The following is a 15,356-nucleotide window of genomic DNA, read 5'->3' as shown; positions in this document are numbered from 1 at the left end:
AGCTCGACCGAAGCCGACGGCCGTTCGGTTCGGGCGGGGGGTCACCACGCCTCGCCGCTGGCGAGGTCGACATCGGCGTCGCCCCGCTGGGACGGGCAGACGTCCGCGAGCACGCAGTCGTCGCAGTCGGGAGTCCGCGCCGTGCAGGTCGCTCGCCCGTGGCTGATGAACAGATGGGTGAACATCCGCCAGTCCTCCTCGGGGACGACCCCGACGAGGTCCTCCTCGATGGCCTCGGGGCGCTCCTCCTCGGTGATCCCGAGACGCCGCGAGATGCGCTGGACGTGCGTGTCGACGACGATCCCCTCGGTCACGTCGTGTGCGTGCTGGAGGACGACGTTCGCGGTCTTTCGGCCGACCCCTGGGAGGTCGGTCAGCTCGCTCATCGTGTCGGGGACCTCGCCGTCGTGTTCATCGAGGAGGATCTCGCCGATCCCCTTCAGGTATCCGGCCTTGTTGTTGTGGAAGGTGATCCCGTAGATGTCGTCGGCGAGCTCCTCCTCGCTCGCCTCGGCGTAGTCCGCCGGGGTCCGATACTTCTCGAACAGGTCCGCACAGACCTCGTTCACCCGCTCGTCGGTGCACTGCGCCGAGAGGACGACCGCGACGAGCAACTCCAGTTCCGTCGAGAAGTTCAGCGAGATGTCCGTGTCGGGGTACTCCTCGTACAGCCGGTCGAGTACCTCGACGACCTGCGCCTCACGAGACTTCAGCGGCGTTCCCATAGTCGACCCTGCGGTGCCGCGGGCTTCAACGGTTCGGACCCGGCACTCTGACTGTGGCGAACCCGACAGGTCTCGATGGGCGTCCCGGGCGTCGCCGCCTCGCAGCGTCGAGGGTAACGACTTAGTCGAGCCCCTCGAATCGGGAGGTATGAACATCGGTCTCGGCGCCCTCGATCACGAGTCGTTTCGCGCGGCCGTCGGCACCGCCGCCGGCTACGGCGCGATCCTCGCCGTCATGACGCTCCTGTTGTTCGGCGTTCCGTACCTCCTGTTCAGTCTCTGAGCGTCACCGTTTTGTCGGTCCCGGCGGAGATACCGGTATGGATCGCCAGCAGATGCTCGCGTTGTTTCTCGTCGGCCTGATGGTGTTCTCGTCGCTCGCGTACGCCGTCTCGTTCCTCTGACTCCGTTCAGTACAGCGGATCCGGGTCGTCGCCCTCGACGGGCTCGACGCCGAGCGCGTCCGCGATCGCCTTCAGTTCCGGCTTCGAGAAGCTCCCCGGGTCGGCCCCGTCGAACGCCTCGGCGACCCCGACGGCCACCCTGATCGCCGCACGAGTCGTCTCGTTCGTCGACCGGTGCCGCGCAGGCACGTCGAGCGCGTCCGCGAGCGCCGCCAGCTCCTCCTTGGTGAACGTCGCGGTCGTCTCGCGCTTGAACCGGCCCACACCGCCCCTGATGCCGTTGCGGATGTCGTGAACGGTGAGTGTCACGGTGAGAGGTTGACGCCGACGGTGAAAACGTCGCCGGCAACCGACGCGAGGACGAGCGGGCACGTTCCACGCGATGTCCCCGGAACGAGACGACGGAACCCCACCCGTCGGTTCGGCGCGCGATGGCCGAGCGTTCGCGTCAGCGCCGGTCCGACGTGTCGTCCTCCACTTCCGGTTCGGCGGTCCGCCAGGTGATCGTGATCTCGTGGACTCGCTCGTCGCAGTCGACGCGCGACCGCTCGATCACTTCCACCGGATCCCCCTCCAGCGAACGCGGCCGGAACGTCCGCAGCGTCCCCCGGATCTCCCTGACCTCTCGATCCTCCCGAACCCCACCGTCGCTTCCCCGGCGTCGGCCCGTCTTCGTCACTGGTTCGTCGGCCAACAAGGCGGCGCCGTCGTCGTTCTCCGGGCCCGCACCCGTCGGACGGGGACTCGACGCCCTCGACCCGACCGTCTCGCCGTTCGACGCCGCACCCGCCGGTTCGTCCGACGGGTCGAGTTCCTCGTAGCGCCCGGTGAGTCGCTCGCGGAGGTCGCGGAGGTACCCGGACAGCTCGTCCCGATCCATCGCGGTGTCCAGCTCCGTGTCCGTGCCGCGCTGAGCGACGCTGGCGCCGACGCCGCCCGGCTGTCCCGTCGAGTGTCCGCCGAGAACCGAGTTGAGAACGGCCCCGAGCAGGAGCACGAGGCTCGAGAAGTAGAGCCAGGTCACGACGACGATCACGCCGCCGAAGAAGCCGCCAGAGCCGTCGCCCTTGAACGTGAGGTACACCTGAAAGATCCCCTGCAGCACGGCCCAGCCGACCGCGCCGACGACCGCACCCGGGAGCGCCTCCCGCCACTCGAGATCGGCGTCCGGGAACCGCCGGTACATGGGGAGGAACGCGGCCACGAGTCCGGCGATCAGCACGACCGGGGTCAACAGTCCGACGAGCGGGATCGTCTCGGAGAGCACCGAGAAGAGGGCGGTGACGCCGACGGTCGCGACGATCGCGGCGACGAGTACGGCGAACACGACAGCTCCGTCCACGAGTTGATCGCGAAGGGAGTTCTCCACCGTGGTCTCGTAGATCTCCGAGAAGGCCGTGTCGAGCCCGCGAAATATCTTGAGCGTCCCCCACAGGAGCACGACGACCCCGACGACGGAAACGCCGGCGAGCGACGGCTGGCTCCCGGCGATACCGACGATCGCGTCGGCGATCGGGCCCGGCAGCGAGTCGGTGGCCACGGCGAGCAGTCGCTCCTCCAGCCCGCCGCCGACCGCGGAGACGAGGAGCAGCGACAGGATCACCAGCGGGGCCAGCGAGACGAGGGCGTTGTAGGCGATACCGGCCGCCATGAACGTCACGTTCTTGTCGGAGAAGTCGGACACGACCCGCTTGACTGTCTGCGTGACCCCGGAGAACGCGACCATGGCAAACCCTTCACTAGTTCGACACTAATGAGTTGTTACGAGGTATCGACATCGCCGGCGGCGACGACGGCATCGGTGTCGGAAGAATAGTCCCGGGCGGGCCCTAATCTTCGATTTTCGCATCCTTGAGCGCTTTTCAGAGGGAATGTTCGGATTGGCTGGCTCTGTTGAAACACCCAACCAGTTATAATTTTTAACTGTCGTGCTGAATACAGAGCGCACATTTAGCATGGTTGCCAGTCCAATCAAAATGTGCGACGATAGCTGCAGGCCGCGTATTCAAACCCGCAAAGTGAGCGACAGGCAAGCCGATGAGGTCCTCAGTTTGTTTGGATGAGTGAAAGGTGCCCAGATGTAGACACACGGCAGCGTGTTGAGCGTTGTCACGGCAACGACGGCTAGAGAATGAGTCATTCGCTTCGGATTGCCGCGGTTGCGCCCCCAGTTGCCTCGTTCAGGATCGATGCACTCCCCCAATACAAGTCTCCGACCAGGAACTTCTCGGGCTTAGCGGTTGCGCCTCAGTAAAGTCTCGTGGCTGAACGAGCGTTTCCTGAAAAAACGGGTCGGTGGCGGCGAGGACGAGCCACAATTGGGTTATAATTCTGGCAATAGAGCCACCATCAATCCTCAATGCGTACTTGACAACTCCCACGTCGAAAGCGTCGTCTCGGGGATCGACCGACCGAGTTCGTCCGCATACATCTGCATCGACTCGAGTACTTCAATCGGTATCTCCATGTCTGTCCACTTCCCTCTCGTGTCGGTTCCCAGCAATATTACCCGAGCATAAAACCGCCCCACGACACTTCGAAGGTCGGATTCGTACTGGAGTGCATCCGCAACGAGTGACCAGAGTTCTTTGGTCCCACTCTCTGTCATAGTCACTTCGATCGGGTCCATTGCCGCGTCCACTTGTGCCACGCCCCATTCGAGTATTGGCTGGTCAAGTTCAGGAGGCGCAGACTCTGGAAGCGTCATCAAATATTGTCTCGCCAGCGGCCAATTCGCCGACTCATCGGCGAGAGGATCATAACAGTCCAATTGCGATTCACAGATGACGGCTGCCGTCACAATTGCCGCCCCGATCGAGTCGTGGAGTGCCATGTGAAAGCGCTCGGTTCCACAATACTCGTCAGTTGCAACCCTGCCCGCCCTATCCAGGAAGCCCCAAAGTTGGGAGTCAAGAAATGTTTCGCCACTTCCGACGGTCGTTCGTTCGAGGTAGAGACTACGGTATCGTTCGGGGAGGTCACGAACGACCGCATCGAGCGAGACATCTACATCGCTTTGCCGTTGAAGATGGGTATCGAGCGCATCAAGATAGGGAGTGACAGTATTAAGCGCCCCGAGGCGGCTCGCGAGGTGTTGCGTAACGGTGATATTCTGGTTCGTGACTGTCTCCGGATCCGGCGGCATGGACTCGGTGAAATCGCGCTCTTGTAGGAGTTGGTCGCGATGCACGCTGACCTCACCTGCCCACCCATCGAGGAAGGATTCAACGAGCGATTCGGCATCCTCCTCATTCGTTGATCCACTCCATGACGGGTGCGTTGCCGTGGGCGTGACTGACCCGTCGTCACTATCAGGCGCTTCGCTGGTTGGTAACGGTGTCTGAAGCTGTCCGCTCTCCACTGAGTACAACGGCTCGCCTGAAAGTGCATCCAAACTGGCCACGACACTCTGGAGGCTTGCAAGCGCGTCCTCGATTTCGTCTTGGTCACCCTGCAGCAGTCGCGATAGGTTCGTAATGATGGCATTCGCGCCGGCGTCCTCTGCTGCCCGCGCATTCTCACCCGCCTCAACGGCATGGTACTCGACCCACCGCTGAGCCGACCGCTCATCGCTCCACCGCAGCTGAGCCGTCACACTTCCTGAGAGCGCGTCCACCCATTTGCTTCGATGTATGGGCCGTTCGTAGATCGCTGTCCGCCAGTCATCCACGGAGTGAGCTGCTGTCTCCGATTCGACTGCATGAATTGACCGGAGCGGAATTACGATCTCGTCGGACATATCCGGCGCGACCTCAAGGCAGCGTTCATCGGGATCCGCCGGCAGGATTGATCGCCGGCGTGCCGCAATCCGTAGGGTGCCCGCAGATTCGGTCAGATCCGGCCGGAAACTAACGGAATCAAGCTCCAAAACGGTCCCGTCGGTGGGCGCAGCTTGCGGGTTACCAGGATCACGGAAAGACGCGGATGGCAGCTCGCCCGTGTATTCCTCGATGTTCTCGAACTGTGTATCCCCAATGATGTCGTCGAACGCGTCCGTCGACCCACGCCGTTGGAGGAGGCTGACCTCCACGTTACCGGTGCCACCGGCACCGTCTTTTGGTCGGCTGGCTGACTCTAACATTGCCGATCGCGACGCATTCTGACTGCCCAGTAGGCTATAGGTCGCCGTGTCGGTCTCAATCCGCAGCCATTTGCCATGGACGAATCGTGACTCGTCGTATACACGGAGCGTGAGTCCGGGTCGGTCAACCAGGTCGGCCAACTGGTCTGTATCGATGCTAGTTGATCCACGCTGGAGCCACAGCGTCACACTATCGCTAACATCCATGATCCGTTCGGGGACATCTAGCGTCTGACCGTAGTATGGCACGGCGATGTCCACCTGCCGGAACGACTCTTCACGCCTATCGAGTTCGGCCTTAACCTGTGGCCACAGCGGTGTCTCAAAATTGTGGACGAGACTGCTCGTAGTATTGACCTGTGAGTAATCGGATAGCTCCGAGCCGATCTCTGCAAGCCACGATGCTGCTTCAAGAACATCACCGACGTGGGAGCGGGCCACTTGTCCGATCCGGTCGCCGTTCGAGACCTCAAGCAGCTGTGCATAGAATTGATGGACGCCGTAGAGAACCGATACCTTGCGGGCCGTCGCCTGCTCATCAGCGTCCAACTCCCCTCCACTGGCTAGTGCATCTCCGAGTGCTTTAACATCTCCACTGGTACAGCGGACCTTCGTCAGTAACTCCCGGTTGCTGTTGATCCCTCGCTGGGTGAGATTCACGCTGCCAACATACCCGACCGCGTACTCCTCGCCCGCAAGGTAACACAGCTTCGGATGATACGTTCGGTTTGGAACCGTGACTGGAGCAAGCTGATATTGATTCCCGATACTAACTGCTTCCTCTTCAAGCGTCGTTTGATATGTCTCTGCATCCGTGAACACGACAACCGTCGTGCCCGCCCCGCGATCGGCGACGTGGTAGCGGACCATCTGCTCGAAATATTCCGGTGCGAAGGTGTACGTCGAAAAGAGCGCCCCGGTCAGACCCGCCTGCCCATCTCGGAGATCCTGGATCAGGTTCATTCACAGGGCACCTCCGAACATAGCCGATCGACGATCGCTCGCCCCTCACCGGTCACCTGGATGTCGTTTCGATCGTTTGTCTCAATGAGGTCGAGCTCACAGAGTACGTCAGCAACCTGCTTGTAGATATTCGGGTTTGGACCGGCCGTCCGGTATGACTGCTCGTAAAACAGCTCACCGACCTCATTCATCGTTAGGAAGGTCGGTGCCCGACCATTGTTTCGGTATTTCCGGTACATGACACGAACATACCTGCGGACGATCCACGTTTCGAGATAGGCTGCCATGATATCCGCGACCGGCTGTGTGGTATCGTAAGGGAACGCCCAGAGAAATCGCGGTGAGAGGGGTTGATCCGTCGGCTGTGTGGCGTTTGCCGGCGGTGCAGCGAACTGGGCCTCGACCCAGGCTGCAAGCGCCTCCCGCTCTGGAGTAGCGAGATAGGTATCGTGCCACGTTTGCCACCTGGCGAACAGCTGGGCAGCTAACGAGACGGCTTCCCCGGCCGCAGCGAGTGCCGACCTATTATCACCGGTTTGCGCGGCGCTCGTGGCTCGATCGACCGCGGTATCGAACAGATGAAAGAGTGCCCAGGGAGCTCGCTTATCAAGCGAGAACCGAGGTTGATCGTTCCCACGTTCGAGCCGCGTCCGGATGTCGGTCCATGAGAGCACAGCTTCCGATGCCTCATTATGGATTGCATCACCGGCTGGCTCAAGTGATACTGTCGGCTGGGTAAGGAACCACTCCCCGTACGTCGCGGCCTGCCAGAGGGGTTGGAGACCGGTCGTCTGAGTATCACTGTCCGGCAGCGTGATCGTCACATCAGCGGGGACGGCCGCGAACGTCTGAGTGAAGGCATCCGTGGAGACGACCGTCCGGGCGACGTCTTGTGGCGTAGCCGGTTCGAGGAGGCGTACCACCTCGATAAGGAGCTCAAGCAGTTGTTCGTTGACTCCGACGAACCGCCGGGCAAGATTGTGGAGTGCCCACACGTCGGCGATCTGGTCGAGATCGCCCATGACTGGCATATCACGGTCTGCGTTGTGTTGGGCGCCAAGCCCGAGTACGAATAGCAATGACCCCCGAGCGAAGATGGGCTGGCCCTCGGCGAAGCGGGAAACCAGCGCTGATGTCACCTCTGTGTCGAACTCTACGTCGCCCTGAACCGCTACTACATCAAGAACGGAATCAACCCCCACATCCGTGGTCGCTCGACGATAGCGCTCGAAGACCGGCTCCAGATCGGCCGGGTGGCTTGGTGGGGTCTCCGTGAACGTGAGCGTCTGGTCATTACCGGTTCGTGATAGTTCGGATAACCCGAAGAAGAGGCGTCGGAAGAGTTGGATTTCGGCTGCCGACAGACTACAGGCACAGCCACTGCCCGAAAACGCGGTCAAGAAACTCCCCGAGACCGTTTGATCACGAGCTTGTTCGATGAACGTGTCGAACGAGATATCAATGGCGTCCTCGTAGGCGGTCGCCACTGCCTCGCCAAGCGGCGTAAGCTCGTCCGAGTTCGGTTCAACGAGGGCGAGGTCGGTCGCCATTCGAGCGTATCTTTCAGAGAACGTCGGGCTGCCGCTATGAATCCGAACACGCTCGGGCGAGATATCGATCGGTGGTGTCTCGTGGTTAACGAGGTCACTGATGGTGATGTCGGTTCCTGAAACGTCGCGTCCTACACCGACGAATCCGCTGCCACCAAGCGGGCCAATATCGGCGTCACAGGCCATCGACCCGAGCAGGAACTGGACCTCGAACAACTCCAGCGAACAGTCCAACTCATGTGCCCGGTTGTCGAGACACCACGCGAGGAACGAGAGATACCGAAGCCGCGTCCGACTCGCGACCGCAGTCAAATGAGGAAATAGCTGATTTCGAATACTCCCACGAGCGCCATCGACGCGAAGCGGATCCCGACTTGAGGCCTGCGGGAGGGTCGTCGTCCAGACCGGTTCTAAATCCGTAGCCATGCCACCTGTCAACACAGTCAAACACTGAAAGTATTGTGAATAGTTACAGGCACTTGGTCGGGGGGAGACTGACAGTGCGGTTCAGCACCGGATCCGTCCTCGTATGCTTTCTGACCACTCAGGTGCTGAACGCCAGTATAAACTCAGAAGACTGATTGGAGTGGGCCTGCGTCCTGAACCGTCTGGTGCTTCTTTCGCACCTCCTCGAACGAGGTATATCGAAGGGTCGAGTGGTCGGGCATCCCCATGACTCGCTGGAAGGTGGGCCTCTCCATCTCACGTCGGACCTTCTGCTCGTCCTCCTCCGACGCCACGATATGCATCTCGACGGCGAGATTTGGCACCTTCACAACGAAATCGGACATCCGGAGAATACCGCTGTAGACACTCGTCGTACTTTCGACTTCGAACATCTTCGCTATGTAGTCTCCGTCAAGCCAGATGACATCGACATACTCGATAATCCGCATCGCTGCATCGCTGAAACCTGTGAGTTCCAAATCTTCCATACATCCATCGGCGAGCCGCCGACCGTCGTAGGTGAGGTTCTGGTCGTTCTTCGCGACGTAGACCTCATAGTCATGCTTCAGTCCCAACTGGACGAGGTGCCACTGGATTTCAGTGTGTTCGCGCGGAGAGTCATCTGGCTCATCTTCATCGTCTTCTTTGCCATCGTCACGTCCTTCGAGTTCTAAACCGCCGTCACGAATGTCTTGGAACGCTGCCTCGACCGAGTTATACCGCTGCAGTAGGTTCGTGCGGGCGGTATCCGATACACGGAGGAATCCTTGGGGCGAATGGTTTTCCTCATATCCGAGGAGCGAGTTCAGATCCTCCCGCGATAGAGAGACTGGCTCGAAATCGGTGATCGTGTAGTTGAACCGGCTTTCTGGGTTGTCCCAGAGCCACTCGCCGACTCCAGAGCTCTCGAAACGCTCACCGACCCTGCCTGTGGCGAAGTATTCACCAGCAGAATAGAACAAGAGTACATCATCAGGCTCCATACTCTCGTAGTAATCCTGCTTGAAGCCGCCTCTGGTGGTCCCCCAGATTCGCGCTTCCTCGTGGTCGGAAAGCTCCTCGATGGTCTGTTCTCCATCCAACTGCACCGGTGATTCGACTGTATCTCGGAACTCCTCTATCCAACCGTCGCCAACGGGTACGAGAAAGATGTCCGCCATCTATGCAGTAGACCTGAGATTGGTCTGGATTAACTGTGTCGCAGAACCAGCGAGGGTTACTCTGAACCTCACAACTTCTTTCTCCAGAGGCGATTACAACTGACCAGTGACAGTCACGATCGATGACCTGCGAGAGAAGTTGCCCGACTTCGAGGAGATCAAGGTCGGGGACCGACTCACCGTGAACGATGACGGATACGATGTGGCCGACAAGGAGGCTCGATCACCATCGCCCGGGGAGTCGGTCTACTACTTGACGCTTGCCCGAGACAATTCTGAGCAGGTTCTCTCTTGGAACCCATCGCACGATGTGGAGACTGCTTGGATCCACCCGAGTGGCAGTAACCCTATGACGAGCGGTCATGAGGTAGAGAGCATCGAGTACTGTGGTTCCCCGCAATAGGCCCAACTCAACGCGCCGGCATTCCGAAGAGCAGTTACAGGTACGCGCCGTGATTCAGTCACTCAACAGTCCAGGATGCTCCTTGATGACGGAGCGCAGGTCTTGGAGCATCCCAATGTCTGACGGACTCTGAGCATCCGCGAGATCCGCGAATAAGTCGTCCTCCGCCTCCTCCATGTCGCGAGCTGCGGTCTGGCTGAGCGGCAATCCGCATCCGGGGCAGAAGCTCGCGTCTTCTCGAAGCGGTGTCTGGCACTGCGGGCAGTTTTCGATCTTCGGGCTGTGGTCCTCTCCCTCGTCCGACATCCCGTATTTCCCGAGGATCTGGTCGTTCATCTCCTCGTCCGTGACCTGCGAGTAGGTCTCGAACTGCCGGCTGTCCTTCACCCACATCGCGCGGTGTTTGATCTCCTGTTCGGAGAACCCCTCGCGGATCCACCGCGAAATCGCGCTCTTGCGGAAGTTGTGGGGGTTGACTTTCTCGCCATCTACTCCCGCGTCCTCGGCGAGCTCCTTGAGGATCTGCTGGTAGCGGTAGTAGGTGAGGGAGCCGTCGCCATACTGGGGGTCGTCCGGCCTCTTGAGTGAGACGAACAGCGGGGCGTCGGGGTCGTCACTGCGAGGGTGGACATCGAGCCAGTTCGCGATGTACGGCTTGCTCCAGACGAGGGGACGGGTGCCGGACGCTCCCTTCCGACCCACTGCTTCCTTGTTCAGCGTGATCGCGCCGGTGCGCCCGTCCAGATGGACATCACCAACCCGAAGCGTCCCCGCGGCGCTGATCCGGAGTCCGGTGTCGAGCAGAAGTTCGAGCAGCGCCTTGTCCCGCGGATGGTTCGCGGCGTCGCGCAGCGCGTCGATCTCTTCTTCTTCGAGCGTCTTGTCGGCGTCGACCTCCCTATCAGGACTCGCACCGATCTCGATCTCGGTTGCCCACTCGCAGTCCTGGTACCGGAAGAACTTCTTGAGCGCCTTGCGGTAGTTCCGGAGCGTCCCCTTCGCCAGCCCCCGGTCGTGCTTGTACCGGAACAGCAGCTCGTCGACATCTTCGCGCTCCATCTTAACGAGCGGTAGGTCGGCGCGCTCGGCACATAGTCGCAAGTCCGAGAGGTTGTTGACCAGCGTGCTCGTCGCTAGGTCTCGCTGGGTGTCCTGATAACGGGTGAACGCCCGGATCGCCTTTCTGTCTGCATCGTCGATGTCGGCCTCCTCAAGTTTCGCCAGTTGGTTCTGGAACTGCTCACCGAAGCCGTGGATGTCGGTCAGGTCTGGCATTCATTCGTTTTTTGTCACTTTTGAATCCATTCGTTACGATCTGAGCAAGCGCTGCCGAAATCTGCCGTTGACGCTCTCTACGGGAGGTTTTGAGTGGCCGTGAGCGGGATTGCGCGTATCAAGTGGGGTGTTTCCGAGATGTCCGCTGTTTTGTGGTCTCGCGCGCACGCGCACGGCGCCCCCCGCTCATCCCGACTCTACGCGCCGTTTGGGAATCTGAGATAGCCGCGCACGAGTTGCAGCTCTCCACGGTCAAGTGCCCTCTCAAGGGCGTCTTCGGCGGAGAGCTTTGTTGGGCCACCAAAGGCACGTTCGTACATCGAAGTCGTTTGTGAGATAGTAGGTGACTTAGAGTTGTGTTCCATAACGTGGTCAACCGACTTCTTCACACCGTCAACAGACCGATCCTCCCTCAACTGGTCTCGTCGCTCCTCGAAGGCCCGCGTGAACGCTCCGGGGAACCCGTCCGTCTCAGTCGAGGCCTGCTCGAACTCATAGCCTGCGAGCTCAACGAGGCCGGGGAGATCGAACAGGACGGTGGGTGCCTCGGAGCAGAACCTACCGGCCGCCTGAATAGTTCCCGAAAGCGCCGCCTGTGCCAACATCCGCCACGACTCTTCTAGTGCCTCCGCTGGAGTCTGATAACGCGGCGCGAGTAAGTACCAGAGGTCTATGAGCCTCCTGGCGGTGTCAGCAGGCGACTGGACTTGAACGCCCGCCAGCACGGCATCGATCTCAAGTTCTTCATAATCCTTGTTCCCGATCGCGTTCCGGCTATGTGGAACGAGTCCGCTGATCTCAGTCCCTCTGCCCAGGCGATCTTCTGAGCGCAGTTTCTCCACTGGCAGATTCGTCCACCGATCACTGTTGCGTTTGTTTATTGGAACAGCAGCGAGGTTCGCCCCTGACTCATTTTTCGCCTGGCGCACCGATCTCTGGAACCACTCTCGTGACGGAGACGCCCCTCCTGTTTGGATGTCTTTTCCACTTGTCCTCAGATTCGGCTCGACCACAACGATGTCGTGGGCTGTCTCACGAGGGTCGTCAACTGGCCGCTTTGGGTCGGACAGTTGATTGTGCGTGGCAGAGAACCCACAGACAAGGTCTGCTCCTGTGGTGACTTGTAGCGACTCGAGCGGTCCCCGGACGCGGGCACTGGCTGACGTCTTTTCACTCCGACTCACGGAGTAACCTTCCCAGATCTGCTTGATATGTTCCTCCAGGAATCCACCCCAACGTTCGCTAATTGCGTAGTGGGTCCCCGTCTTCTCCCAGTGGTTGAATACCTCTTCGCCTGAGTAATCGCTACTCTCCCGGCCATCCTGTAGACGCCTGAACGCGAGCCAGTTCAGGTCGTTCCCCTGTTGTTCGTACCGGGCGTGTACGAACTCGTGTTCACCCTCCAAGTAGGACCGAAGCAAGGCTACGAATTCACGGATTCTGCCCACGGCATCAAGGGCCGCTTGGACTTCGTCATCAGGCGTGCTGCCAATACCGAGCCAAGATTGCAGACCCTCTTCGACATCCGTCAGGGTCTCATCGAGATCGTCGACACCGACTCCGCGCTTGAGCAGTGACTCTGGGCTTACCTCCTTCCTACTGCTTTCTTCGGACCAGTCGATTAGCGCGTCCGCCACATCGTCGATTGAGTCTCCGTACCGGACGCTCTCGAGTCCCTCAGCGTATTTCGCTCCGTCAGCGATGGCATTCAGGTCGGCAACCAGCTCGTCTGTGTCCACGGATTGACTGACAACATCAGTGTCCGCAGCGAGACTATGCGCCTCGTCTACCAGAACCACGTCTGGGTCGAACGGCCCGCCTCCGTCTCCAACCAACGAATCTGGTAGCGCTTTCTGGTGGGTTGCCACCCGAACAGCGTGATCGAACTCGCTACAACCATCTATGGCTCTTATCAAGTACTTCGGGCAGTTCCCGACTACTCCGTTTTCAGCTAACTCGATGAGCTCACGCTGGGAGAGAACGACCGGCGACTCGTCGTCCATGTGTTCGGACAAGCCATTCAGTACGTGCTCGTGAAGTTCGTCCCAGTTCTCGGGGTAGTACGGACACCCGTTACACGAACAGACGCCGTGATCGAACCGGTTTGAGCTTCGTTTCCAGCTGTCCCAAAGACAGAGGTCGCGGTTGCTCGGGCATTCGATGACGTCTGCGCCGAGCGATCCGAGCCTACCGACTAGCTCCCTCCGGTTCTGCTTCTGGGGCGAAAGCACCAGCACCTCCTTCCCCAACCGTTGGAAACGTCTTGCTGTCGCAGCGAGAAGCCACGATTTCCCGGACGAGATCGGGCCCTGGACCGGTACGAGATCTACCCCAGAGCTCTCTGCCTCGACCAGTTGCTCGACCGTGGGGTCGAAGGCGTCCTGAATCTCTTCAGGCGGGATCTCCTCGCCCGACTCCCAGCGCGGCCTTATCGACTGTGGGACTTCGTGAGTGATCCGCTTCACATAGGGGGCGCCGCGGTCATCGGTCACTTTGGACCACCGCCAATGGAGTGAGCCCAGCCCTTCCACTCGGCTGTTGTGAGTTCGTCCTCGCCGAGCGGTTCGGGGTCTCTGACCGGGTCATCGTACTGGTCGGCGTACTCTGAAGCCCGGATTCCGTGTGCCTGAGCAAGGTGTCTGTCGGTAATCTCGTCGAAGGCGCGGAGGCAACACCGGCAGACTGCCTTATCAGCGTCGTAGCCCAGTGGACGCGCCCAGGGGTCACGCTGGTCTTTGTCGTTTGGTGTCGGGTGCTCTTCCAACACTCTCCGGACCGCTCGACGGATCTGGGGGACTGTGCCAACGAGGACAGCGTCGGCCCGACTCCACGAGTCGGAGTTTCCGATCTGGTTCATTCGTAGTGCCCCTCCTGATGCAGGCCGAAGATCGCCTCCGAGATCTTCTCTTTCGACTCCTCGGTGTGTTCCTCGAAACCCCCGCCAGGTTGCCGATCGGGGTGGTCCGGGTAGATCGGCGCGTCCGAATGCTCCTGCCTGTACTCCTTCAGGGTCATTCCGTGCACGCGGAGGTGTTGGGCCGTGATCTGGCCGTAGGTACCGCTGCAAACCCGACAGACTACCATATCATCGGGCGCGTCGGTGTCGATCTCGTCGGGCTGCGTCTCGTACTTGGCCCACCGGTCGTCATCGGCCGTCATCGCTGCCCGACCCCCAGTGAGCTGCCAGCGGACCGGTCATGTCGACCACCAACCGCCAGACGGCTCCAGGTCAGTCCATGCTTCACCAAAGCGCCTCTTTTTATTTTTAAACAGGGACTTTGGTGAAGGGTAGACCATCCCCGCGCTGTCCTGCGGTTCGTGGGGTCAGGGCGGAGAGCTGCGGGAGGACTCACGCGTCCGCCCCCGAATCGCCGTGCTCAGCGAGTAGCACCGCCGCGACCCACGCGGAGCGCTTATCTGAGTCAGCGTGCTGCTCAAGCGCGGTCCTGTGTCGCTCAACCACCGACGCGGGGGTCAATGCTTCCCCCGCGAGGTCGGTTGCGCTCTGCGGTGTTCGCAATTCGTCGTCTGGGTCTCGCTCGGGTGCTTCGGTTCGTTGCATCCAGTTCATACTCTTGGACGCGCATCCGAGGGTGGGGTAACCCGCTCTCGTCACCGAATCCGTACTCGAGGAGTTCTGGTGAGACTGTGCTTATGTTCTGTCAACATGCGGGAGCACCGGCAGTAGCGCCCGTCCGTGCCTACAGGGCCACGAGCCCAGCTCGCTTTTGGCCTCGTACCCGCTGTGAGGGCCGCGCCACCGCTCCGACCCCGAGCGCCAACGTGACCAAAGCGCGAGCCAGCGAGAAAGGGTCGTGGGCAACGCCAGGGAACGATCTGCCGAGTAATTATACCGGTACGATCACAGGTTGCTCACGATGAACGGGGATTACGATGAACAGCTCAGGAAGGTCTACAAGCACCACTTTCAGAACAAGGAAGTCAGCGAGGAGACGGTAGTCCCGTACGCGAAGCAGGCTCGGCCGCTGTTGATAGACAAAGCCGAAGAGGGTAATCCAGGCGACGAGCACCTGATAACGAGAGAACGGCCCACCGTTACTTACGGCTGGCTGGCAGATAGGCTTGGGAGCCAGGCTGCCTACGTCTCAAACGTACTGGCGTTGATAGACTTGGCAGGAGATACTCGAGACGAGCCAGTTCTCTCCTCTCTGGTAGAAACAGCAAGCACAGTCGGTCCAGGGCACGGCTTTTTCCAATGGGACTTCCTCGAACCAGAAGATCGGATGAACAACACCAGCGAAATGACTGGTGGGTTGTCTGGTAGTCAAAAAGAGACGTGGAAGCGATACCTACGCGCGACGTACGATTACGACTGGTAGCGACATTC

At 60.2% G+C, this 15,356-nt stretch carries 13 protein-coding genes; 3 read left to right on the top strand and 10 right to left on the bottom strand.

Features of this window, described 5'->3' with window-relative positions; translation table 11 throughout:
* Positions 1-41: 41 nt before the first annotated feature.
* A complete protein-coding gene (gene nth / locus GRX01_RS07865) occupies positions 42-725 on the bottom strand; it encodes an endonuclease III (RefSeq protein WP_159665259.1) in 684 nt (227 codons plus the stop codon).
* Positions 726-873: 148 nt separating this feature from the next.
* On the opposite strand from nth, the gene GRX01_RS19355 reads away from it, so the two are divergent.
* On the top strand, positions 874-1,008 hold the full coding sequence (locus GRX01_RS19355) for a hypothetical protein (RefSeq protein ID WP_267903193.1): 135 nt from the start codon (positions 874-876) through the stop codon (positions 1,006-1,008).
* A 127-nt stretch (positions 1,009-1,135) separates the two neighbouring features.
* Here GRX01_RS19355 and GRX01_RS07860 read toward each other — a convergent pair whose 3' ends face one another.
* The 5 genes from GRX01_RS07860 to GRX01_RS07840 form a co-directional block, all read right to left on the bottom strand.
* Positions 1,136-1,438, bottom strand: a complete 303-nt coding sequence (locus GRX01_RS07860) for a hypothetical protein (RefSeq protein ID WP_201289540.1) — start codon at positions 1,436-1,438, stop codon at positions 1,136-1,138.
* A gap of 139 nt (positions 1,439-1,577) precedes the next feature.
* On the bottom strand, positions 1,578-2,855 hold the full coding sequence (locus GRX01_RS07855) for a YihY/virulence factor BrkB family protein (RefSeq protein ID WP_159665257.1): 1,278 nt from the start codon (positions 2,853-2,855) through the stop codon (positions 1,578-1,580).
* 630 nt (positions 2,856-3,485) lie between these two features.
* On the bottom strand, positions 3,486-6,173 hold the full coding sequence (locus GRX01_RS07850) for a phospholipase D family protein (protein ID WP_159665255.1): 2,688 nt from the start codon (positions 6,171-6,173) through the stop codon (positions 3,486-3,488).
* Positions 6,170-7,957 carry a hypothetical protein gene (locus tag GRX01_RS07845; protein WP_159665253.1) on the bottom strand — a complete coding sequence of 596 codons (1,788 nt, stop codon included), beginning with the start codon at positions 7,955-7,957 and terminating at the stop codon, positions 6,170-6,172. Before GRX01_RS07845 ends, GRX01_RS07850 begins: the two co-directional genes overlap by 4 nt.
* 335 nt (positions 7,958-8,292) lie before the next feature.
* Positions 8,293-9,330, bottom strand: a complete 1,038-nt coding sequence (locus GRX01_RS07840; protein WP_159665251.1) for a hypothetical protein — start codon at positions 9,328-9,330, stop codon at positions 8,293-8,295.
* A 106-nt stretch (positions 9,331-9,436) separates the two neighbouring features.
* Here GRX01_RS07840 and GRX01_RS07835 point away from each other — a divergent pair, with 106 nt between their 5' ends.
* Positions 9,437-9,733 (top strand): hypothetical protein, encoded by a 297-nt coding sequence (locus tag GRX01_RS07835; protein WP_159665249.1) that lies wholly within the window; start codon positions 9,437-9,439, stop codon positions 9,731-9,733.
* Between the two features lie 54 nt (positions 9,734-9,787).
* Here GRX01_RS07835 and GRX01_RS07830 read toward each other — a convergent pair whose 3' ends face one another.
* The 4 genes from GRX01_RS07830 to GRX01_RS07815 form a co-directional block, all read right to left on the bottom strand.
* Positions 9,788-11,008, bottom strand: coding sequence for a site-specific integrase (locus tag GRX01_RS07830; protein WP_159665247.1), 1,221 nt, complete (start codon positions 11,006-11,008; stop codon positions 9,788-9,790).
* A 197-nt stretch (positions 11,009-11,205) separates the two neighbouring features.
* Complete coding sequence (locus tag GRX01_RS07825; protein ID WP_159665245.1) at positions 11,206-13,500, bottom strand: hypothetical protein; 2,295 nt, start codon at positions 13,498-13,500, stop codon at positions 11,206-11,208.
* The gene (locus GRX01_RS07820; protein ID WP_159665243.1) at positions 13,497-13,865 is read right to left on the bottom strand and encodes a hypothetical protein; all 369 of its coding nucleotides are present in this window, start codon (positions 13,863-13,865) and stop codon (positions 13,497-13,499) included. Before GRX01_RS07820 ends, GRX01_RS07825 begins: the two co-directional genes overlap by 4 nt.
* Complete coding sequence (locus GRX01_RS07815; protein ID WP_159665241.1) at positions 13,862-14,167, bottom strand: hypothetical protein; 306 nt, start codon at positions 14,165-14,167, stop codon at positions 13,862-13,864. Before GRX01_RS07815 ends, GRX01_RS07820 begins: the two co-directional genes overlap by 4 nt.
* Positions 14,168-14,886: 719 nt before the next feature.
* Between GRX01_RS07815 and GRX01_RS07810 the strand changes: the two genes are divergently transcribed.
* The gene (locus tag GRX01_RS07810) at positions 14,887-15,348 is read left to right on the top strand and encodes a hypothetical protein (RefSeq protein ID WP_159665240.1); all 462 of its coding nucleotides are present in this window, start codon (positions 14,887-14,889) and stop codon (positions 15,346-15,348) included.
* Positions 15,349-15,356: the final 8 nt, after the last annotated feature.

It is taken from the genome of Halobaculum saliterrae (assembly GCF_009831625.1).
Classification (GTDB): domain Archaea; phylum Halobacteriota; class Halobacteria; order Halobacteriales; family Haloferacaceae; genus Halobaculum; species Halobaculum saliterrae.
Note: the sequence above shows the minus strand (reverse complement) of the source record. Positions and strands in the feature narration are given on the sequence as shown.